At 59.3% G+C, this 22,037-nt stretch carries 20 protein-coding genes and 2 tRNA genes; 6 read left to right on the top strand and 16 right to left on the bottom strand.

Annotated elements, in window-relative coordinates:
* Positions 1-38 precede the first annotated feature (38 nt).
* The 9 genes from ACUIAD_RS03935 to ACUIAD_RS03895 form a co-directional block, all read right to left on the bottom strand.
* Positions 39-1,997 carry an ABC transporter ATP-binding protein/permease gene (locus ACUIAD_RS03935; protein ID WP_445343746.1) on the bottom strand — a complete coding sequence of 653 codons (1,959 nt, stop codon included), beginning with the start codon at positions 1,995-1,997 and terminating at the stop codon, positions 39-41.
* Between the two features lie 62 nt (positions 1,998-2,059).
* Complete coding sequence (cydB, locus tag ACUIAD_RS03930) at positions 2,060-3,112, bottom strand: cytochrome d ubiquinol oxidase subunit II (RefSeq protein WP_110451638.1); 1,053 nt, start codon at positions 3,110-3,112, stop codon at positions 2,060-2,062.
* A 305-nt stretch (positions 3,113-3,417) separates the two neighbouring features.
* Positions 3,418-4,593, bottom strand: a complete 1,176-nt coding sequence (locus ACUIAD_RS03925) for an NAD(P)/FAD-dependent oxidoreductase (RefSeq protein ID WP_110451636.1) — start codon at positions 4,591-4,593, stop codon at positions 3,418-3,420.
* 316 nt (positions 4,594-4,909) lie between these two features.
* Positions 4,910-4,981, bottom strand: a tRNA-Gln gene (locus tag ACUIAD_RS03920).
* 41 nt (positions 4,982-5,022) lie between these two features.
* A tRNA-Glu gene (locus ACUIAD_RS03915) sits at positions 5,023-5,095 on the bottom strand.
* Between the two features lie 68 nt (positions 5,096-5,163).
* Positions 5,164-6,690, bottom strand: a complete 1,527-nt coding sequence (gene gltX / locus ACUIAD_RS03910) for a glutamate--tRNA ligase (RefSeq protein ID WP_445343745.1) — start codon at positions 6,688-6,690, stop codon at positions 5,164-5,166.
* 56 nt (positions 6,691-6,746) lie between these two features.
* A complete protein-coding gene (gene nrdG, locus ACUIAD_RS03905; RefSeq protein WP_445343744.1) occupies positions 6,747-7,469 on the bottom strand; it encodes an anaerobic ribonucleoside-triphosphate reductase activating protein in 723 nt (240 codons plus the stop codon).
* Positions 7,470-7,538: 69 nt separating this feature from the next.
* Positions 7,539-9,935: an anaerobic ribonucleoside-triphosphate reductase gene (gene nrdD, locus ACUIAD_RS03900; protein WP_110451779.1), complete on the bottom strand. Its 2,397-nt coding sequence runs from the start codon at positions 9,933-9,935 to the stop codon at positions 7,539-7,541.
* 344 nt (positions 9,936-10,279) lie between these two features.
* Positions 10,280-11,284 (bottom strand): LacI family DNA-binding transcriptional regulator, encoded by a 1,005-nt coding sequence (locus ACUIAD_RS03895; protein ID WP_445343743.1) that lies wholly within the window; start codon positions 11,282-11,284, stop codon positions 10,280-10,282.
* 314 nt (positions 11,285-11,598) lie between these two features.
* On the opposite strand from ACUIAD_RS03895, the gene ACUIAD_RS03890 reads away from it, so the two are divergent.
* From ACUIAD_RS03890 to ACUIAD_RS03880, 3 genes are all read left to right on the top strand, one after another.
* On the top strand, positions 11,599-12,702 hold the full coding sequence (locus ACUIAD_RS03890; protein ID WP_445343742.1) for an ABC transporter substrate-binding protein: 1,104 nt from the start codon (positions 11,599-11,601) through the stop codon (positions 12,700-12,702).
* Positions 12,699-13,487: an ABC transporter permease gene (locus ACUIAD_RS03885; RefSeq protein ID WP_445343741.1), complete on the top strand. Its 789-nt coding sequence runs from the start codon at positions 12,699-12,701 to the stop codon at positions 13,485-13,487. Before ACUIAD_RS03890 ends, ACUIAD_RS03885 begins: the two co-directional genes overlap by 4 nt.
* A gap of 180 nt (positions 13,488-13,667) precedes the next feature.
* Complete coding sequence (locus ACUIAD_RS03880) at positions 13,668-14,675, top strand: DUF805 domain-containing protein (RefSeq protein ID WP_445343740.1); 1,008 nt, start codon at positions 13,668-13,670, stop codon at positions 14,673-14,675.
* A 51-nt stretch (positions 14,676-14,726) separates the two neighbouring features.
* Here the strand turns inward: ACUIAD_RS03880 and ACUIAD_RS03875 are convergent, their stop codons facing one another.
* Together ACUIAD_RS03875 and ACUIAD_RS03870 are read right to left on the bottom strand one after the other, a co-directional pair.
* On the bottom strand, positions 14,727-15,587 hold the full coding sequence (locus tag ACUIAD_RS03875; RefSeq protein WP_445343739.1) for a hypothetical protein: 861 nt from the start codon (positions 15,585-15,587) through the stop codon (positions 14,727-14,729).
* An 80-nt stretch (positions 15,588-15,667) separates the two neighbouring features.
* Positions 15,668-16,324 (bottom strand): histidine phosphatase family protein, encoded by a 657-nt coding sequence (locus ACUIAD_RS03870; RefSeq protein WP_110451778.1) that lies wholly within the window; start codon positions 16,322-16,324, stop codon positions 15,668-15,670.
* Positions 16,325-16,534: 210 nt separating this feature from the next.
* Here ACUIAD_RS03870 and ACUIAD_RS03865 point away from each other — a divergent pair, with 210 nt between their 5' ends.
* The 3 genes from ACUIAD_RS03865 (at position 16,535) to ACUIAD_RS03855 (ending at position 18,916) form a co-directional block, all read left to right on the top strand.
* Positions 16,535-17,872 carry an MFS transporter gene (locus ACUIAD_RS03865; RefSeq protein WP_445343738.1) on the top strand — a complete coding sequence of 446 codons (1,338 nt, stop codon included), beginning with the start codon at positions 16,535-16,537 and terminating at the stop codon, positions 17,870-17,872.
* A 78-nt stretch (positions 17,873-17,950) separates the two neighbouring features.
* Positions 17,951-18,457, top strand: coding sequence for a GtrA family protein (locus ACUIAD_RS03860; RefSeq protein ID WP_445343737.1), 507 nt, complete (start codon positions 17,951-17,953; stop codon positions 18,455-18,457).
* Between the two features lie 111 nt (positions 18,458-18,568).
* Positions 18,569-18,916, top strand: coding sequence for a phenylpyruvate tautomerase MIF-related protein (locus ACUIAD_RS03855; RefSeq protein ID WP_445343736.1), 348 nt, complete (start codon positions 18,569-18,571; stop codon positions 18,914-18,916).
* A 152-nt stretch (positions 18,917-19,068) separates the two neighbouring features.
* On the opposite strand, the gene rplI is transcribed toward ACUIAD_RS03855, so the two are convergent.
* The 5 genes from rplI to rfbB all read right to left on the bottom strand — a co-directional run bounded on the left by rplI (position 19,069) and on the right by rfbB (position 21,993).
* Entirely contained in the window at positions 19,069-19,518 is a 450-nt protein-coding gene (gene rplI, locus ACUIAD_RS03850) for a 50S ribosomal protein L9 (RefSeq protein ID WP_110451626.1), read from the bottom strand.
* Between the two features lie 14 nt (positions 19,519-19,532).
* Complete coding sequence (gene rpsR / locus ACUIAD_RS03845) at positions 19,533-19,781, bottom strand: 30S ribosomal protein S18 (protein ID WP_015021310.1); 249 nt, start codon at positions 19,779-19,781, stop codon at positions 19,533-19,535.
* A gap of 36 nt (positions 19,782-19,817) precedes the next feature.
* On the bottom strand, positions 19,818-20,435 hold the full coding sequence (locus tag ACUIAD_RS03840) for a single-stranded DNA-binding protein (protein ID WP_445343735.1): 618 nt from the start codon (positions 20,433-20,435) through the stop codon (positions 19,818-19,820).
* A gap of 126 nt (positions 20,436-20,561) precedes the next feature.
* Complete coding sequence (rpsF, locus tag ACUIAD_RS03835) at positions 20,562-20,858, bottom strand: 30S ribosomal protein S6 (protein WP_110451624.1); 297 nt, start codon at positions 20,856-20,858, stop codon at positions 20,562-20,564.
* Positions 20,859-20,997: 139 nt separating this feature from the next.
* Complete coding sequence (gene rfbB, locus ACUIAD_RS03830) at positions 20,998-21,993, bottom strand: dTDP-glucose 4,6-dehydratase (protein WP_445343793.1); 996 nt, start codon at positions 21,991-21,993, stop codon at positions 20,998-21,000.
* Between the last annotated feature and the right edge of the window lie 44 nt (positions 21,994-22,037).

Below are 22,037 nucleotides of genomic sequence, written 5' to 3'. Positions count from 1 at the left end.
ACGTCTTCGACGATCCCCTGCCGTCTCTTCCGACGGTTTCAGTCCTGCTGGTAGTCGGCAATCTGGTTCCCCCCCATCTCATCGATCAGAGTATCCAAAGGTCCGCCATGGCCTATCAGCTCGTGGGGGTCGCCTTGGGTCACGATTCGTCCGTCCTCCAGCATGATCACCCAGTCCATGTTGGCCAGCCAATGCAGCCGATGGGTGGCCAGGACGACCAGGTGCCCTTCCATGATGGGCAGCAGGGTCTGCTTCAGGTCATATTCCGTCTCGATGTCCAGGTGGGCGGTGGGTTCGTCGAAGAACAGTACTTCGCGTGAAGGGTCCAGGATGCCCCTGGCCAGAGCGATCCGCTGGGCCTGGCCGCCGCTGATGCCGCGGTTGCCTTCGCCGATTCGAGTGTCCAGACCGTCAGGCAATGTTCGAAGCCAGTCGGTCAGCCCAGCCCGGTCAGCTGCCCGTGCCACTGCGGCATCGTCTGCATCCTGCTTGTAGAAGCGAATGTTGTCGGCCACAGTGCCATGGAAGATGAAGGGATTCTGGGGAATATAGCTGATATGCCGCTGCCAGGCAGCCACATTGCAGTGCTCTAGCTTATGACCATCTAGGTCAATGGTGCCAGCTTTCGGCTGATCGAAGCCGGCCAGCAGATCCATCAACGTAGACTTGCCGGCTCCCGAACGGCCAACAACAGCCACCTTGGAAAAACCATTCAGATCGAAGTCCAATCCATGCAGGGCTAAAGGCTGCTCCTCCGGTTCGCCTTCTGCCCCGCTTATGCGAGAATCCGAGGCAGTCCCGACTTCAGCGCCTTGCGATGACCCAACCGAGATCGATTTCCCATTACGGTCATGAGCCTTGGCTGTCTTTGACTTGCTATTCTTCTTGCTGGTCTTTTGATTCCCGGATTTAGCCATGGCATCCATCTGAGCCCCAGCCGAAGCATTGCTTTCCACCGGCTTGGGGCCGGGATAGGCGAAGTCGATTCCTTCCAGGCGCAGGTGGCTGTCTTTCTTCCACCCGGACCAGTCTAGCTTCTCCAAGCGCCTGGTCTCCGGCTGTGCCAGCACATCCACGATGTCATCCAAGGCATTCTTGCCGTTGAGGGTAGCGTGGAAGTCATCTCCGAACTGGCGGATGGGCATAAAGTACTCAGGAGCCAGGATCAGAGCCAGCAGAGCAGGGAAGAGTTCCGCCTTGCCATTGATCAGATTATTGCCCAGAAAGACTGCCATGATGGCAATGGCCAAGGTGGCGAAGAAGTCCAGGGCAAAGGTGGAGGTCATGGCCACCCTGATTACGCTCATGGTCCTCTTGCGGAAGCGATCCGAGACCGAGTAGATCTCGTCCTCGTATTCCTTGTCGATGCCCAGCATTTTCAGAGTTGGCAAACCCAGGACCGTATCCATGAACCTGGTGTTGAGCTTGCGGAACTGGGCATACTGTCGACTGGAGCGGTCTCTGGCGGCCAGCCCCAGTATGACCATAAAGAAAATAAGCAGGGGCAGCATGAACAGGAGAATGAAGCCGGAGGTCACATCCTGTGTCCAGACCGCAACCAGGACGATCAAGGGGATGAAAAGGAGGTCCATCATCTTTGGCAGAACAGTCAACACGTAGGTGCGGACCTCATCAAGTCCATCCACCAGCATGGTGACAGCGGAGCCTGTGCCACGCTGGGCCAGAGCAGAGGGCCCTAGCGTGAAGACCTTGTCTTGGATGCGCGGTCGCAACTCAGCCACAATGGCATCAGCCCGGTCAGTAGCCAGACGATCCTTGGCCACATCACAGAGCTGTCGACAGGTATAGGCTGCCAAGAAGATCAGTACTGGCACCACCAGCACCTTCAGGTTATGAAGCTTCCAAATGTGCACCAAGGCCAGGGTCAGCCCATAGGCCTGAGCCACCACACCGATGCCCTGGACCAGGGACAGGGCAGCCAGCAGGCCCAGGGTGAACCGGATACCGTCGAAACGGAAGAGACTCTTGTCGATCAATGCATCATCCTCTGGATACGCTCAGATCCTGCCAGCACTGTCCCTTGCCCCCTTTTAGATTTTCAGATGGTCTCAGCCACAGTGGCCGAAGAAGCCACAGGTGAGGTCAGATGGATGCCATCGGTGTCCAGCCGCTTGCGCTGGATGAAGTAGCTCCAGATGAAGTAGGCCAGCATAATGGGCAGGAAGATGCAGAGCACTACAGTCATGATCTTCATGGTCAACGGAGAGGCCGAGGCATCCTGGATCAGCAGGCTGTGGGCCGGGTCGTCAGCGATCATCACGCGCGGGAAGAGCCCATTGAAAATAAAGGCGATGATAGCCATCAAGGTGATGCCTGAGCAAGTGAAGGCATAGCCGTCGCGCTTCTTGAAGTCGGCAACATGGCCTCCGATGACCGATGCCAGGATAATCACAGTGATCAGCCAGGTAGACAGGGGGCGGGCCTTATAGAAATCAGTGTTGAAGATGGCGAGAAGCACAAAGACAACCAGGGCAGGATACGCGATCCAGTAGGCCTTCTCACTGACGTTGAGCATCCGCCGAGATTCCACAGCCCCAAACTTCAGGCTCAGGAAGTGCAGGCCATGAACGAAGCTGAAGAAGACGACAGCTATGCCGCCGACCACAGACAGCCAGTTGAAGACGTCGAAGAACCCGGGCCAGGCATTACCGTCCTTGTCCATGGGAATGCCCTGGATCAGGCTGGTCAGCATCATGCCCAGGAAGAAGGGCGCAAAGAGGGAGCCAATAAAGTTGGCCCACTGCCAGACGCCGCGTTCACGACTGGTCAGCGCATGGGAGGCGAATTCGAAGGAGATGCCACGCAGGATCAGAGAGACCAGCACCAGCGAGAGCAGAATGTAATACCCCGAGAAGAGAGAAGCATACCAAAGCGGGAAAGCTGCGAACATACCGCCGCCGGCGGTGACCAACCAGACCTCATTGCCGTCCCAGTGGGGGCCAATGGCCCTCATGAAAGTGGCACGCTCGTCACCGTCGCGAGCCACAAATCTGGTGGCCATGCCAACGCCGAAGTCGAATCCTTCCAACAGAAGGAACCCTGCAAAAAGCAGGCCAATAATGAAGAACCAGAAACCTTGTAGGAAACTCATGCTAATACCACTCTCCTCTCGCTCCTGCCGATCCGCATGCTGGCACGGGGATCTCCACAAACCTGGCGGGGGCCATAGTCGGCCACGATTTTCGCCAGGATGAGGAAGAGCAGGAGGTAGTCAATATAATGTTAATGAACACTGGGCCAAGAGCCATCGTGGACAAGAATGAGCCGATCCGAGGCAAAAGAGGGACGGACATGCTTCCCATCACAGAACGATGCTGCAACATCTCCATGACATGAGCCATGTCCGTCCTCCTCCCCCTAATCGCCTTGCCCATTGCGTCCCCTTGCAACAGCGGTTCAGTTGCTCTCCAACATGGTACGCACATCGGCCAATTCCAGAACCGATCGCTCGTTGACGATCCACTTCAGAGCCGAAACAACCTTGCCCTTGAGCTTCAGCGTACCCATTCGGTCGATTTCGGCAACCCCGTCGTGGGGACCGAGAGAGCACACGGTCCCCAGGCTTCGGAAGGTGAACCGCTCGGGCTCCTGCCCTCGCAGTCTGGCAAGGACATTCGCGGCTGCGGTATTAGCCTGGGCCATCGAAATCTGTGCAGTAGTGGGGTAGAGCCGACCCGATTGGGGGTCGGGAACGGCGCTGACATCACCCACCAGAAACTCCTCTGGATGCTGTTCCACCGACAAGTCATCCCTGACCACTACACGGTTACGCTTCTGATTATACCCGGAGTCGGCAATAACGTGGCTGCCGCGCACACCCGTTGTCCAAATGATCGTATGGGCCTTAAACTCCTGATCATTGGAGACAACGGCATCTTCCCTGACCTCGGTGATAGGAGTCGAGGTGTGGAAGGCAACTCCCCGCTTGCGCAGGTAATCCACAGCCCAGTCGACCAGATCCTTGCTGAACATAGGCAGAATCTTGGGCGAGGCCTCTATGCAATCCACTTTGACCTGATCCATGGGGAAGCCCAGACGCTTGGATAGCTGAGGCAGCCGATAGACCAGTTCGCCCAGGTATTCGATGCTGGTGAAGCCCGCGCCGCAGACCGCAATGCTCAGATCCAGCGGATCATGGCTGGTCTGGTAGCGGGCCAGCGTCTGCTCCAGTTTTTTGCGGGCCGCCAGGGCAGTGTCCACATCAATAATGGGCCACCCGTACTCATCGGCTCCCTTGATGCCGAAGGTCTCGGACTCGAAGCCCAGGGCATTGATCAAGTAATCATAGGAAAGGGGGTCATGATGCTCCAGACTGACCCGGCGGTTGTCCTGATCGATGCCAACCACCTTGTCGACGATCAGCTCCACCGAATCAGGCAGGGCCTTGCGCAAGTCGAAGACTATGTCCGCCGGCTCCTTGGTCCCCGCCGCCACCTGATGCAACTGGGTGGACTCGTAGTGGTATTCATTCTGATTGACCAGGACTATACGGGCATCAGTCTTTGCACGAACCAGCTTCTTGACCGCGCGAAGACCCGCATAACCAGCTCCCAACACCATGATTGTCGTCATAATCACACACCTTTACCGAAAAAATCGTACAATGATTCCTATACCGGGTGATGTCGCCCGATCAACCGATGATTGGGTCCACCACTCAAGCTTCTATGCTCAAAATAGCAGATTCCATCATCGGAAACTCTGACATAGCAGTCTGCCGGGCCTCCTCTTTCTGTTTGCTTGCTCACACCACGGGCAATTCCATTGAACGCATCCAGCCGCCGCTTTGCAAACCGGAAACATTCCTAGGAGCTATAATAATCCGTAAACGGAAAGGAGCGGAACACCGTGTCGGTGTTCCGCTCCTTGGGACTCTACGTCCCTATCGCTGGGGTACCTGGACTCGAACCAAGAATGGATGAACCAGAATCACCTGTGTTGCCAATTACACCATACCCCAATTGGGTCTGCGACAATTGCTTGGACGATTGCCACATGTCGTACCCCCGACCGGATTTGGACCGGTGTTGGCGCCGTGAGAGGGCGTAGTCCTAGACCGCTAGACGACGGGGGCTTCACTTTTCGCCGCGTACGAACCCGGTTCATCAGGTCAGTAGCACAACAAAAAAGAAATATACCCGATCAGAGGTTTTGGCGCAAGTTGGTCATCCTTCGGAGTGTTGTATTCTTGCCCAGGATCTCCAGAGACTCGAACAGAGGAGGCGAGACCCTCCTTCCTGAGACCGCCACCCTGACCGGGCCGAAGGCCAGACGAGGCTTGTAGCCGCCCTCCTCCACCAGCGCCTGAGTGAGCAGATCGTGCAGGTGGTCGGTCTTCCAATCCTGGTCGGGCACACCCTGCAGAGCGGCAATAGCCAGGTCCAGGACCTGTCCGGCGGAGTCCTTGAGCTGCTTGCGGGCATCCGGCTCGGGTTCCAGATACTCCTCCTGGCTGAGCAGACTGCCAACCATGCCGGAAACCTCGCCCAGCAGGCGCACACGAGGCTGGACCAGAGGGGCGGCAGCGGCCAGAATTCGCTGCTCCCGATCGCTCAGGTCCTGCCAGCGTTCAGCGCTCACCAGCCCGTCGCGCTTGAGGTAGGGCAGGGATCGGTTCAGAAAGTCCTGCGGCTCCAGCATGCGGATGTGTTCGGCGTTGATGGCTACGGCCTTGTCGAGGTCGAAGTGAGCCGGATTGGCCTTGACATCGCGAATATCGAAGTGCTCGATCATCTCGTCCATGGAGAAGACATCACGGTCCGGGCCGATGGACCAGCCCAGCAGAGCCAGATAGTTCAGCAGTCCTTCAGGAATGAAGCCATGCTCCCGATGTAGGAAGAGGTTGGATTCAGGGTCGCGTTTGGACAGCTTCTTCTTACCCTGGCCCATGACGTAGGGCAGGTGCCCGAACAGGGGCATGGCTCGGGCTATGCCCAGCTTCATCAGGTACCGATAGAGGACGATCTGCCGGGGAGTGGAGCTGAGCAGATCCTCGCCACGTAGAACTACATTGATGCGCATCAGAGCATCGTCCACCGGGTTGGTCAGGGTGTAGAGGGGATCGCCGTTGGGACGCACGATCACGTAATCAGGTACGGATCCGGCCTTGAACTCGATGCGCCCACGGATCAGATCGCTGAAGGCGATGTCCTCGTCGGGCATTCGGATGCGCAGGGCGGGGCGCCTGCCTTGCTCGCGGAAAGCCTGCCGCTGCTCCTTGCTCAGGTCGCGGTCATAGCCGTCATAGCCGAAAGCGGCCGGACGACCGGCGGCCAGGTTGCGCTCCTTGATCTCCTCAGCAGTGGAGTAAGACTCATAGGCATAGCCGGCATCCACCAGCTGTCGGGCCACATCACGGTAGATATCGCCGCGCTGGGACTGCCGGTAGGGGCCATCCGGACCGCCCACTTCGACCCCCTCGTCCCAGTCAAGCCCCAGCCACTTGAGAGCATCCAGAATCTGCTGATAGCTCTCCTCGCTGTCGCGCTGTGCATCGGTGTCCTCGATGCGGAAGACGAAGGTGCCATGCGAGTGCCGGGCCTGGGCCCAATTGAAGAGGGCTGTGCGGACCATGCCCACATGGGGGGTGCCGGTCGGCGAAGGGCAGAAGCGGACCCTCAGGTCCTTGGGCAGGTCTGGTTTAGCGTCGTGATCATGCTCATCAGTCATGACACCCATTGTGCCCCGGCAAGGCGACGTTGGCCAAGACAGAGCAGGGGCCGGCATTAGCCTCGCTGCTGCTCCTGCTGTCGGTCCTTGCTGTAGGTCTCCGGAATGAACCTGGTCTGGTCGTGCAGCTTGGGCCAGATGACCACTTGGCCCTGCTCCAAAGAACGTGGCACGTCGATGATCCGCTGGTTGTCCGAGCCTCGGAACTGAAGCAGGCTGTTCTTCCGATTCTCCAAGTAACGTCCGTCCACCAGCACGTCAAGATAGGAGATCAGCTGGGCTTTGTCCGGAGTCTCCCCCGGCCGGTTCAGCTCTTCCCAGGTGTAGCCGGTCCAGCACCAGATATCCTTCTCGTGGCCGAACTCACGTCGGATCCGCTCCGAAAGGCCGAGCAGCATGGGTGTGTTGAGCAAGGGCTCCCCGCCCAGATAGGTGATGCCCTGCACATAGGACAGCGACAGGTCCTTGATGATGCGGTCCTCAAGCTGCCGGGTATAGGGATGTCCGGCACTGAAATCCCAGATGGATGAGTTATAGCACCCCTGGCAACGGAAGGGGCAGCCGCTGACGTATAGGGAGCAACGGATGCCTTCGCCATCGGTCATGACCAGTCGCTTGTAGTCCGCCACGATTCCCCGACTAAGCCGACGTCCGTCCCACTGTCCTGCCTTGGGATTGTTGGTCAGCCCAGAGGGGACTCCTGGACCGCGCCCCTGCTCATCAGCCGCGAAGTCACGGTGACCGCCTGTCTTCCTCATGGCCCCCTGTTTGTCCGTCATACGGTCCTCCTCATGACAATGGCGGGCCGCAAACTGCCCGGCCCGCCATTGGTTGCGTCTTTTCAGAGCCTACTCGGCCTTATCGTCGAACCACTCCTTGGTGGATCCGTCCTTGAGGACCACGTGGCCGGTCTCGCCCTCCATGTGCTTGACACGGTGGGCGATCTCCTCATGCCTGCCGTGGACCATGGGCCGCTGAACGGGATTGCCCAGGTAACCGCAGGTGCGCTTAGTCACGTTGCACTTATCGGGGTCGTCGTTGCCGCACTCGGGGCACTTGAAGCCCTCCTCAGTGGGCTCGAAATCACCCTCATAGCCGCAGACGAAGCAATGATCGATAGGGGTGTTGGTGCCCAGGTAGCCGATGCCGATGTCGTAGGCATAGTCCCAGACCGCCTCCAGGGCCTTGGGGTTCTGCTGCATCGAGGGGAACTCGCAGTAGTTGATGAACCCGCCCGAAGCCAGGTAGGGGAAGTCCCGCTCGTAGCTGAGCTTCTCCATGGGCGTAGGCCGCAGCCAGACCGGGTAATGGAAGCTGTTGGTATAGAAGTCGTGGTCAGTCACACCGTCGACTACGCCGAACTTCTCCTTGTCCATGCGAGCAAAGCGATCAGTCAGCGACTCGGCCGGCGTGGAGTAGACCGAATAGTGGTATCCCTCGGCCTTCTCCCACTGCTTGCAGAGCTGGTTCATCCTGCGCACGATGCTCAGCGCGAATTCCTTGCCATCCGGATCCCAGCTATGGTCCTTCATCCAGTCCTTGCCGTAAAAGACGCTGGTGGCCTCGTAAAGGCCGATGTATCCAAGCGAAACAGTGGCGCGGCTGTTGCGGAAGAGGGTGTCCACGCTGTCAGTCGGCTTCAGCCTGCCGAAGGCGCCGTACTGATAGAGAGTCGGGGCGTTGATGGGCGTGGCCTGCTTGCAGCGCATGATGCGGAACTGCAGAGCATGGTGAGCCACCTCCATACGCTGGTCGAAGATCTTCCAGAAGCGATCCTTGTCCCCGCGGGACTCCAGAGCAATGCGCGGGATATTGACTGTGACGACGCCCAGATTCATGCGGCCGTCCTCTTCGTCCTCGCCCGTCTCGGGGTTGGTCCAACCCTGCAGGAAGGATCGGCAGCCCATGGGGGCCTTGAAGGAGCCGGTGATCTTGACCAGGTTCTCGTAGAAGACCACGTCAGGATACATGCGCTTAGTCGAGCACTCCAGCGCCAGCTGCTTCATGTCGTAGTTGGGATCGCCCTCGTCTGCGTTCAGACCATGCTTGATGGTGAAGACCAGCTTGGGGAAGATGGCGGTGTGGCGATCCTTGCCCAGTCCGCGGATGCGAATCAGGAAGATGGCCCGCTGAATCTCCCGGGCGAACCAGGAGGTGCCCAGACCGAAGCCAACGGTGACGAAGGGCGTCTGCCCGTTGCTGACACGGTTGGAGTTGATCTGGTACTCCATGGTCTGCATGGCATCGTATATGTTCTTGCGGGTCAGGATCTTGGCATAGACCTGACGCAGGCGAACGATCTGCGGAGCATCCAGATCGAAGGGGGCATCCTCGCCGATGGGGGCGCGATCGTCCAGGTGCAGCCAGTCGGCCTCCCGAGCCTTGAGGCCGCGGACGACATCCTTGGCCACGTCGATGGGCTCCTCGTCCGGCAGAACGGCCTCAGCCATGGAATAGTTCTTCTTGTAGTCCAGACGGGCGTACTTGTCCAGCATTTCGTCGCAGCGGTTGACGGTCTGGCCGCCGTACTGGGAACCTGCGATGTCCTTGATGATCTGGGTGATCTGTGTGGCGGCCGTGCCGATGGACTTGGGCGAGTCCATCATGGCGTTGCCCAGCTCGAAGCCATGAGCCAGCATATCGCCGAAGTCAGGCAGGGAGCAGTTCGTCTCGGCCGTAAAGGGCGAGTAGTCCGCATCATGGAAGTGAATATCGCCCTTCATGTGGGCGTTGGAGACATCCTTGGGCAGCATGGCGAAGGCCGAGGCCTTGGAGACCGCTCCGGCCAGCAGGTCGCGCTGAGTGGCGTAAACGTTGGCATCCTTGTTGGCGTTCTCACGCACCAAGGTCTCGTCCTTGCTGGTCAGGCGGTGAACAGCCTCGTTGACATCAGTGGCCTTGGCACGCTGAATGTCGCGGTCAAGACGGTAGGAGGTATAGGAGCGCGCGATCTCGTAAAGATGGGCATTGACCAGGGCATGCTCGACCAGGGTCTGGATGTCTTCGATCTTGACCGGGTTGGTGTAGCGATCGGTGATCTCGGACTGAACGGTCAGGGCCATACCACGGATCTGCTGGCGATCCTCGGGGCTGACCTTGTGCTTGACATCCTTGAAGGCGGCTTCGATGGCGTTCATGATGTTGACGGGATCAAAATCGACGATCCGGCCGTCGCGCTTCTCAACCAGAATGCCTTCGACAGCATCGCGATCCGAAATGCCACGCTCCTTCACGGGATCGGTCATGACCTCAGTATCCATCGTCACTCCTCAATACCTCATACGATTGCTCATGTGCAGTTGCTTTGGCGTTCCTAAATTCCAAACCAGGAACAGCGAATCACATGGGTGTCATTATTGCTGACACGACTCACTCTATCACGCCACGACCACCATATGTAGTGCCCAAGGATGATTGGTCACCTATATTTAGTAATTCTCATATTTTATGAACAGAGTCACCGATTGGAGGGTCTGGACAAGGGCGCCAAATGGCCGAAAGGTCGGCAGAGATCATTTACAGGGACGGCACAGCCTCCCGACACGCACGCATTTTGTCGAGCCCCGCCCTTCATCAAGCAAGAGCGGATCTAGGCCAGCAGACCCCGGGGCACGAAGAGAGTTCGGGTGCGCAGACGGCGATCCGCACTCATGCCCTCCGGGGCCTGCCGCCTCGGTTCGATTATGGACAGAAGCATGTCAACGCTCTGGCGACCCATGCGATCCACCTGCTGGGAGATGACCGACACCTGGGGACTTATCAGCTGAAAGACCTCCAGGTCATCGAAGGAGACCAGGGGCACACGCGAGCGCAGGTCGCCGTCCCACTCCATGGCGACGGCCTTGATGGCATCGGCAGAGTAGCCGAAGATGACCGCGTCCACACCCTGGCCAAGCAGGTTGCGCATGGTCGCGGCCGCCCGAGGACGGTTCTCGAACCCTTGGCGGACCACTAATTCCATCATTCCTTGGTGGGCTTGCACGCCAGCCAGGAAGGCCTGTTCGCGTTCGCGGAAAGTATAGGAGCGACTCTCTGGGCCCGGAACGAAGGCCACTCGTCTGCATCCCTTGGCTGCCAGAGCCTCCAGGGCCGCTTCCATGCCGGGAACAGGGTCGGAATCCACCAGAGGGACACCAGGCAGGGTCTGGTCAGGGCGATCCACGAAGACAACGGGAAATTCCTTTGCCAGCATGGTGCGCAGCATGGGCGACGTGGGCCCGTCAGGCACGACCAGAACGCCGTCCATATGCCGTGACAGGAGGATACGGTAGTAGTCCTCCTGCCTGCTGGCCTGGCAAGAGGACACGCCAATCAGAGGCGCGTAGCCTGCCGAGTAGAGCTGGTCCTGGACAGCATAGACCAGCTCCGAGAAATAGGGGTTACGGATATCAGGAACCAGCAGACCTACGGCATGAGAACGCGATGATCGCATGGAACGAGCTCGACTGTCGGGGATGTAGCCCAGCTCCATGGCCGCCCGGCGCACCTTGTCCCTGGTGGGCGGTGAGATGCGCCCCTTGTCGTTAAGCGCCTGGGAGACCGTGGATACGGACATGCCCGTCTGCTTGGCCACATCACTGATGGTCACCGACATGGGAACCCTCCGTCGACGCCTACCGAAATCGGTTGTCTTGCTCCGGACGAGACCGACAGCGGCCGGCCCGCACAGACCTCTCGTGAGTTTCCAGTATAGAGTAACATGATGCAGCCTTTCATCACGGCGAGGCAGGATCGGCCGGGTTGGACTAGAGTGGTCTTGTTCGCGCGGCTGGTGGCAGCAGCCGTGACACACATCGCAGAATTCCATCGGTCAAGACCGTACCGGATCGTCGCGCGGGCTCCTCACCTTCCCGTAGCAGCCCCGATGCGGATGGGCACTAGAGGTGCCGGAGAGGCAAGGTGACAGTGATGAGCATGTCGGAGAGCAGCAGCTTGAAGGGAATTTCCGGTCACAGGCTGATCGAACGGGCGCTCGCCCTAGCAGCGGCGCTCTGCCTGACGGTTACGGGCGCAGGCTGCGGAGCCAAGGGGGCAGACGACAAGGCTGACGACAGCGCCAAACTCTCCTTCATGCTGGACTGGACGCCTAACACCAATCACGTCGGCATATACGTAGCCCGGCACTTGGGCTACTTCGACAAAGCCGGTTTGAAGCTGACCATCCTGCCCACGGCCCAGGCAGGAGCTGAAACCTCCGTTCAGAACGGAGTCGCCGACGTAGGATTCTCGAAGCTGAGCAACCTGGCCACCTTCAACTCCCAGGGAGCCGATCTGCGGCAGGTCTTCAACATAGGACAGCACTCAGTGGCGCGCTGGTGCTCGCTGGCCTCACGCACCGACATCCAGACCCCCAAGGACTTCGACGGCAAGACCTTCGTCAGCTTCGGCTCGGCCGAACAGACTGCCGTGGTCAAGCAGATGATCCGTCATGCAGGCGGCAAGGGCGACTTCAAGCGGGTGACCAGCGGCACCAACACCTTCGCCACCCTGACCAGCGGCAAGGGTGACTTCGCAGGCTTCTACGCCAACTGGGAGGGCATAGAGAGCGAGCTCAAAGGCCCGGCGCTGCACTGCTTCACCCAGGCCGACTGGGGAGTGCCAGGCAACCCCGACCAGCTGGGCTTTGTGGTCAAAAATTCCTGGCTGCAGCAGGAAGACCACCGTCGCGTCCTGACGGCATTCGTCAAAGCCTGTCTGAAGGGCTACGACTACGCCCTGAGCCATCCAGACCAGGCAGCGGACATCCTGGTCCAGGAGACCAAGGGATCAGCCATCGATCCAATCCTGGCCAAACGCTCCATGGAAAGCATCGTCAAGGAGGGATACTGGGTCGACAGTCCAGATCAAAAGAACATCAGCGGACTGATCAACGTCAAGGACGCCCAGGACTATCTGGACTTCCAGTTCAAGGCTGGCACCTATCGGAACGCCAAGAAGGGCGACCCAGACAAGGCCCCGCAGGCCAAGGATCTATGGACTGACCGCTACGTGCGGGAAGCAGCCGATCGATGAAGAAACATGAGCGGAGCAGAGCCCGGGCGCTGCCCCCGGCACTCACTCTGCTGGCGCTGTTGATCATCTGGGAGCTGGCTGCCCGCCTAGGAGGAGTCAGCGAACAAGCTCTGCCTGCGCCCAGCCAAATCCTGGTTGCCACGGTGCAGTCCTGGAATGAGCTGCTGCCCGCGACCGCCATCACCGCCCTTGAAGGCCTGCTGGGCTTCCTTCTGGCTACGGCCCTAGGACTGGTGACGGGCCTGGCTCTTTACAGCTGGCGAACCCTGCACGATGCCCTCTACCCCCTGATCGCAGGCGCACAGATGATTCCGCTGATCACCATCGCCCCCCTGTTCGTGATCTGGTTCGGATTCGAACCCTTGGGCAAGGTGGTCATCGTGGCCGTCTTCGCCCTCTTCCCCATCGTGGTCCAGACCTACCGGGGCCTCAAGTCCGTGCCGCGCTTCTACCAGGATGTGGCTCTGAACTGCGGAGCAACCCGAACCTGGACCCTCTGGCACGTCAAGCTGAGGGTGGCTGCTGGGCAGATCTTCGGCGGTCTGCGCATCAGTGCCGCCTATGTCTTCGCTACCGCGGCCACTTCGGAATATCTGGGCGCCACGAACGGCCTGGGCATATGGCTGCAGACGGCATTCAACTCCTTTAGAACTCCGCTGATCTTCTCGGCCACCCTGGTCATCATCCTGCTGACCGCCCTTCTCTTGGGCATGATTACCTTGACTGAACGTCTGCTGCTGGGCGATGCTGGCGACGATGATATGGTTAATTCGGACGACGAGTGAAGCGTCCTGTGGCAACAATCACATATCGAATGTGACGGACCGGTCCAAAAGAGCGTTGCGAGCTCACTATCCAGTGCGCTATCTACGGCTGGCGAGCAGAAGGACCGACCTGCCATAATAGGAATCTACGGATCAGTAAGATCCAAGATTATTTGACCGAGGATGAGAGGGACGATATCCATGAGCTATCCAGATGATGCAAGCAGCGGGAACCAGGGTCCCAATGAGCAGAGTTCGGCGAACGGCTGGGCCCAGAACGCTCAAGTGAACGGAACCGGCTCAGGACCCGCAGCCTACCCGAACCAGCCCCAAGCAGGACAATCCAGCTACACAGGAGCAGCCTCAAATCAGAGCAACACCTACCATCCGATCGGCGAGGCTGAGAACCTCGCCAACGATTATCGCCAAGGACAGCCTTACCAAGAACAAGCCTACGGTCAGCAGCCCGGCTATAACCAGCGACAGCCCTATGGACAGCAGCACTACAGACAGCCGCAGGAGCCCTATGAGCAAGGTCCGAATCGTGCCCAGACCAATGGTCAGCCCAATGGCACAACCCCTCTGGCTGGCTATGCATCGGGCAACACTTATCAGTCGCCCGGGAGTTGGTCACAGACAGGCTATCAATCGGGATATCAAGCAGGCTACCAGCCCGGACCCCAGGTTCCGCAGTATCCGGCCCACCCCTATGCAGATGCCGGATTCAACGGCGAGCCGCCACTGAACGCGCCCTGGCAAGGCATCGACTTCGCAAATGCCTGCAAGCGTTTCTTCGTCAAGTATGTCGTTTTCTCCGGAAGGGCCTCCCGAGGAGAATACTGGTGGCCCGCTCTGATGAGTTTCCTCATCTACTTCGTGCTCGCGCTGATCACCTCAGGATTCCCCTTCATGGGACAAATCCTGTCTTTCCTTGTCTCCCTTGGACTTTTCATACCCAATCTGGCAGTGGGCATACGGCGACTTCATGACACCAACTTGTCCGGCTTCTGGATACTCCTGCCCTTCGTATCCGATCTGGTGGGCTGCATTCCTCTGGTCTTCGCCATCCTGGCTGTGGTAAGCGGGCAACTGGGATCCTCGTTTTCCTTGCTAGGCTTCAGCATACTGCTCATAATCGCCGGAACCGTCACCGGGATCATTCTGCTGGCCCGGCCCAGCGATCCACGAGGAGCCCGCTTCGATCGCTGATTCCAGGCTGCTCCTCGCCTTGACAAATGCCAAGGCGAGGAGCAGAGGTTTTCAAAGTTCTATATGAGGCTTGTTGGGTTCCTCAGGCACATGGGCAAACTTGGCCTGCAAGGCCTCGCGGCTCTTGCGCTCGTCATCCTCCTTGGCCTTGCGCTTGGCCTCCTCGGGATCCCAGAGCACTTCCTGACGATGATGGTCCCACTCAGCACCCGTCAGAGGGGCCAGCAGATCTGCGAAAGCCTCCGGATCATCCAGCAACCCTAGGGCGCGGGTGACATCCTCGTCGGACAGGAAGCCCCGGGGAATGCCCAGTCGCTCATTGAGCTCATTGACATAGACCAGGATTGGCGCGGCGGCCACAGCATGGTCAGGGTCAGCGCCTGCGCGCTGAAGTAGATCACGGCAGATCATCAGGCTCATGGACAGTGCTCGCGCTACGCCCTCCTCGTCCTGCGGGGAATTGGGGAATTTATTCTGGTCGTTCAGCGACTGCTCAGCCTTGACTACGCCGGCAGCTACATCCTGCTGCCGAGCCTGATCCCAGCCGCTGCTCAGGGTTTCAGCCAAGTCCGCAAGCGTCTTGGACTGATCGCCTTGCGCCTGTGCAGCCTCTTCGATGGCATCGTTGGCCGCCATGAGGGCATCCACCAGCTCCTGGGGACGACCGGGGATGTCTTCAGCCCCCTCATAGACGTATTCAGCGTCGGGAATGGTCACATCCCCGCCCGTCATCAGCTGCGCCAGCACCATGCTGATGCGCACCTGCAGGTCCTCCGCATACTTGGCATCGTTGGCCAGATGCCCGGCATCCGTCAAAGGCCAAAGGTCTACAAGTCTGGCCCCCTGCTCAGCTGCCTCAGCCACGGCGGGCCGTCCGGCTATCGCCTCCATGCTTGCCTGTACATCCACCATGATCATCAGCTCCTTCATCAGGTTCTCGGACAGTCATCCGCGACAGTATCCCTAGCCATCCTATGCCGCTCAGGCAGTCTTCACGCGCCTGCCGCCGGGTCTGCGTACGCGATTCCCAGCACTTTGCCGGTATCACAGTCCAGGGTTATAGAGGTTACCGAGGCCAGAGCGGTAGCCCGAAGAAGCATATTGTGCTCAGGATGACCGGTCTCCAAGAGGTGGCGATATGACCAAATGGGTGACTCGTGCGAGACGGCTAGAATTTGCGCATCAGGATGGCTGCGGACCATCTGCCGAACGAAGTCACCCACTCGCCGGGCGATTTGCCGATACGACTCCCCCCAGCTGGGACGGCGCAAGTCCAGGATCAGCCGCAGGTTGGAGGGCCGCCATAGAGCCCCTTGCCCACGGCCGATGCGCTTGCCCCGAAATTCGTTACCGGCCTCGATCAGACGGCTATCGTAAATAGGCTCCAAGGGTTTCAAACCGTGCCGGACACGTCCGGGATTGATCTGCTCAAGAAGGATGGCCGTGGTCTCCCTGGTCCTGTCCAGCGGAGAGGAATAGACGGCTTCCAGATCATGCATGCCGGGAGCTTCGGCCATAAAGCGGGCCGTCGCCTCGACCATGGCTCTGCCTCGGTCAGACAGATGGAATCCCGGCAATCGCTCATAGAGAATATGATCAGGATTATCAACTTGGCCATGACGGACGAAATGAATGGTCGTCGCGGGCACAACCCACCTCCCAGGCCCCCAGCGGGCCTCATGAAAGACCATGGCGAGGGGTAGAATCTCAGTATCCGGATGGTGCCCATCAGGCGCCGATATGGTTACCACTGTAGCAGTCCCCCGATCAGCTCCACACCCTTTACACATTTGGAAAATCCTGCGTGCAGACATGTTTCGGGTCTGCGAAAGCCCCAAGGAAAGGGAGATGAACAGCCCATGCCACGGCAATTGAAGGCGGCTCTGGTCGAAGCCGTTCACAGGATCTTCGGAGGATACTCGGCGCTCCTGCGACTGCCTCACACGGCGCGATTCGCGGTGGGGTCGGTCATCGCCTCCATGCCCTTCCCCATGGTGGGCATGACCATCACCATCTCGGTGCAGCACTACTACGGCAGCTATTCCCTGGCCGGAGCTCTGACCGCCATCCAGGCCGTAGCCCTGGCCCTGGTAAGCCCCATGCTGGGCAAGCTGGTCGACAAGTTCGGCCAACGACAGGTCTCCATTCCCACGGTTTTGGTCTGGGTCGTCGCAGCCATGGTCTTGATTACATCCATCACCTCCCACGCCCCCACCTGGGTGCTCTATCTGGTCACCCCTTTCATGGCGGCCATTCCGCCATGGGGAGCCATGAGCCGCAGCCGGTGGACGCACCTGCTACGCGGCGACCACCGAGCCACCAACCAGGCCCTGTCCTTATCGGGGGTCTTCGACGAGGCCATGTGGGTGATCGGCAACCCATTGGCCTCCATCCTGGCGGTCATTTCGGGCGTGCTGGCCTTCTCCTTCACCGGGATCTGCGTGCTGATCGGGGCCTTTATGTTTCTCTCCTGTCGAGAAACCGAACCGCCCTCGCAGACGGACATGGCCCGCGCCCAAGGCATCACCCGCAAGGAGTACCGGGAGCGGCAGGCTCAGCAAGTGGCTCGTCTGCGGGCCCAAGAAGGCGGAAACGGCAGCAGCGGGGCCTTCTGGAGCGCTGGCATGATCGCCGTCTGCGCCACCTGGTTCGGCCTGGGAGCCTTCCAAAGCGCGGCGTCCATCTCCATCATCGCCTTCGCCACCGAGCAGGGAATGAAGCAGATGACCGGGTTCGTCTTCGCCTGCTTCTCCTTCAGCTCTCTGGTCGGCGCCCTGCTTTACGGGGCCAAGAACTGGACCATCCCCCTCTGGAAGCGTTTCTACTTCTGCCTGCTGGTGGTCAACCTGGGCATCGGAACTTTCATGTTCGCCAGGAATCTGTGGACCATCATGGCCATCTACCTGGTCATCGGCATCTGTCAGGCGCCCACCTGGATCAACGGCAACCAGCTCATGCTCCATCTGGTGCCGCCCATCCGCTTCACTGAGGGTATGGCCTGGCTAAGCGCCATGAATTCGATCGGATCCTCGGCCGGTTCGGCCGTGGCCGGGCAGTTCATCGACCGTTACGGCTCCCAGGGCGGATTCGGAGTGGTCACTACACTGGCTCTGACCTCGCTGGCCATCGCCTTTGTAGGCTTTCGTCAGATCCGCAACAGCACCGAGGAACCCATTCTGACCGAGTTGCCCGCCTAAGGGCATAACGTAAGGCTTTTGCGCACAAGGTGCCCACAGTACCCCGCCAACACAGGGGGAATGATTGAATAGGCTACCGTGCGTAGATTAATCGGACAGCTGCTCAAATTCGGCATCGTGGGCGTCATCGCCTTCCTGATCGACATCGGCATCATGAACCTGCTGATCATGGGACCGCACCTGAACAACGTCCTGGCCGGGGCTATCTCCTTCCTGATCTCGCTGGTCTTCAACTATCTGGCCAGCATGCGCTACGTTTTCAAGCATCGCGAGGACATGGCCCGGTGGATGGAGATGGCGGTCTTCCTGGTCTCTTCGGTAATCGGCCTGGGGATCAACGAGGCGATCCTGTGGATGGGCACTGCCATGCTGCCCCCGGATGCCATTACCACCATGCATGCCCGCTACCTGCTCTACTCCAACATCGCCAAGATCACAGCCACCGTGGTGGTGGCCATCTGGAACTTCCTGATCCGCAAGTGGCTGCTGGACGCACCGGCGCCGGGCAAACCAGTCAATCCGCGTTCGGTAGCCCACCGTCTGGGGGCCTGGTCCCTGAGTCATCGTCCCTTCGGCTGGTGCTGACCTCCATCGACCCGGCCGAAGCTACTATGGATATGGCAATATAGTGGCCATCCGCCGGACGGGCCAAATCGCCCTTATTGGTCATACCGGACGGACCGGAAAGGAAGCATCATGCCCGTTATCCACACTCATGCAAGCACGCCCATCACCGCTGAACAGCGCGAACGGATCAAGACCGCCTATGGCAAGGCCATCAGCGCTGTTCCCGGCAAGTCCGAAGGCTGGCTCATGTGCCCCTTCGAGTCGGACATGCCCATCTACTTCGGCGGCGACGACAGCAGGCCTGCCGCCTACGTGGAAGTCAACGTCTTCGGCAGCGACGTCCCCAAGTCCGCTTGGGAAAGCCTGACCAAGGCCATCATGGATACCCTGGAATCAGAGCTGTCCATCCCCAAGGACCGCACCTACATCCGTTACACGGCCACTACTGATTGGGGTTGGAACGGTGGCAACTTCTAGTGAGCAGCCGCCAGTAACGCATAAGGAGGCCTTCCCGCGCATTTATCCGCTGCGGGAAGGCCTCCTGCTTAAGCCCAGATCCCTATTGCAAAAAGGATCGTTACGGGATGATCAGGATCGGCGAATTGAAAACGAACGCCGACCCTGATTTGCTACTCTGCGACGACCTTGACCGTAAAAGCGGCCGAGATCTCGGGATGCAGGGCTACGGTGGCCGGGAACGCGCCGGTGGTCTTGATGGTCTCCACGGAGATGGTGCGGGGATCCACGTCGGCCAGGGGACGAAGAGCCTGGGCGATGGCATCGCTGGAGATGCCGCCGAAGAGCTTGCCTGAATCGGACACCTTGGCTGAGATCTCGACGGTCTGTCCATCGATGGCGGCCTTGGCAGCCACGGCATCCTCACGGGTGGCCATGGACTTGGCGCGACGGGCCCGCTGCAGGGACTCGATCTGCGCGGCAGCGCCCTTGGACCAGGCGAAGGCCAGTCCCTGGGGGATCAGAAAGTTGCGTGCATAACCGGGCTTGACTGCGACAACATCGCCCTTGTGACCCAGATCGGTCACGGTATCAGTCAGAATAACCTTGGTTTCCTTTGCCATAATTCTGACCTCCCTCAGCGACCGTTGGTGGCGTAGGGCAGCAGGGCCATCTCGCGGGCGTTCTTGATAGCCTTGGAAATCTCGCGCTGCTCCTGGACGGTGACGCCGGTGATGCGGCGGGAACGGATCTTGCCGCGGTCCGAGATGAACTTGCGCAGCAGAGCCACGTCCTTGTAATCGATGGTATGAATCTTGGCGGCCCTCAGAGGATTCGGCTTCTTCTTGAAGGGCTTGACCGGCGGTTGCGGCCTTTTACGTGACATTGATACTCCTTAAATGACTGATGACGCTATGAAACTTCAGAATTCAGGTTCGTCCCCGGAACCGCCGAACTCGCCGGTGGAACCGAAGGATCCAAAGGAATCGCCGGACCCGGTCGATGACCAAGGATCCTGAACAGGGGCCTGCTGGCTCTGTGCTGGCTGCTGACGGCCCATAGGAGCCGATGCCGCACCGGCACCACCGCCCTGGTAGGAAGCCCCGCCCTGGTAGCCACCGTTGCTGGAGCCTGCGAAACCGCCACGGGATCCGCCGTCAACATTGGTGTTCCTGGTGACCTGAGCGGTGTTCCGCGTCAGCGCAGGTCCTATCTCGTCCAGACGCAACTCCACGACCGTGCGGTTGTTGCCCTCACGATCCTGATAGGAACGCTGCACCAGACGACCCTGGGCGATCACCCTCATGCCCTTGGCCAGGCTGGCCTGAATATTGGAGGCCATGGGACTGTAGGTGGAGTCCCAGGCCGAGCAACGCAGGAAGAGCGAGTCGCCGTTCTCCCACTGCCCTGAGTTCCTGTTGAACTGCCTGGGCGTGGACGCGATGGTCAGGTCGGCCACCGTGCCTCCGTTGGAGGTCGTACGCACCTCCGGATCCGCAGTGAGATTGCCCACCACGGTGATGTATGTATCTCCTGCCATGTCACGACCTTTCCTTGGGATGAGGACTTGGGGATGGGCCTCCTGAGGGGCGGATCCCGCGCCTTCGGACCTTTTGACCCGAGGGCCGGATGTCAGCCGACGATTCGGCGCCCTCCTGCTGTTTGCCTACTTGTCATCCTTGCGAAGAATCTTGGTGCGGATGACGGACTCGTTCAGGTTGAGCACACGATCAAGCTCAGCGCTGGCGGAGGGCTCGCAGGTGTACTCGACCACCACGTAGTTGCCTTCCTTGTGCTTGTCGATCTCATATGCCAGCTTGCGACGGCCCCAGACGTCGATGCTGTCGACAGAGCCGCCTTCCTTGGTGACCACCTCGAGATACTGGTCGGTCAGCTTCTTCAGCGAGCGCTCATCCATGGCCGGATCGGCGATGAACATCAATTCATACTTATGCGCAGACATCACCCACCTCCTTTGGACTTACAGGTCACGGACCTTCCGTGACAGGAGGGTGTATTGCACCCCAATCATGGCAGAACGATCCTCTGGCCACGACGGGAACCCACCTAGTTTACATCCAAGGGTGGTACAGCCACAAGTATCAGTGTCCCTGCTTCCGATAGCGAGCCTCTACAGCCTGCTTATCACCTTCCCACCACTTGCGATGACGGCTATACCACGCGATCGTCTCAGCCAGACCCTGCTCGAAGTCCCGATGCAGAGGCCGCCAGCCGAGATCCCGACGTATCTTTCCCGCATCAATGGCATATCTACGGTCTCCTCCAGGCCGGTCTGCCACCAAATCGAACTCGTCGGCCCCGCGGCCCATAAGATGCAGGATCATCCTGAGCACTTCCATGTTGCTCAACTCGCCATCCGCGCCGATGAGGTAGGTTGAGCCCGGCGTGCCATGGACCAGGATGCTCCAAATGGCCCGGCAATCATCCTCTACATGGATCCAATCCCGGATCGCTCGACCCTGGCCGTAAATTCGCGGACGGATTCCGGACAGGATGTTGGTGATCTGCCGCGGAATGAATTTCTCGATGTGCTGATAGGGACCGTAGTTATTGGAGCAGTTGGATATGGTCACCCGGGTTCCATAGGTGCGCCACCAGGCACGCGCCAGATGATCCGCCCCAGCCTTGGTTGCCGAATATGGACTCGAGGGCCGGTAGGGACTGGTTTCAGTGAAGCGGCGCGGATCACCGAAGTCGAGATCACCGAAAACCTCGTCCGTGGATACCTGATGAAAGCGAAGATCGTGGCGACGGGCTGCTTCCAGCAGAACATAGGTGCCATAGAGATTGGTCCTGATGAAGGGCTCCGGATCCTGGATGGAGTTGTCGTTGTGCGACTCAGCCGCAAAATGGACGATGGCATCGACATGATACTGGCGGATGGCGCGATCCACGGATTCGACATCGCAGATATCGGCGTGGACCATGTCGATCCGATCGGGAATAAGGCCATGAAGGTTATCTATTTTGGCTGCATAGGTGAGCAGATCGTACACTACGATGTGCGTGTCGGGATGGTGCGCCAGCACATAACGCACAAAATTCGTGCCGATGAACCCGGCACCCCCAGTAACCATCAGGCATGAAGGCCCAGCTGACTCATGGTCCTCAACACTGCCCG

The sequence above is a fragment of the Bifidobacterium sp. ESL0819 genome (genome assembly GCF_052606245.1).
The sequence above is the reverse complement of the archived record's forward strand: the minus strand, read 5'-3'. Positions and strand labels throughout refer to the sequence as shown.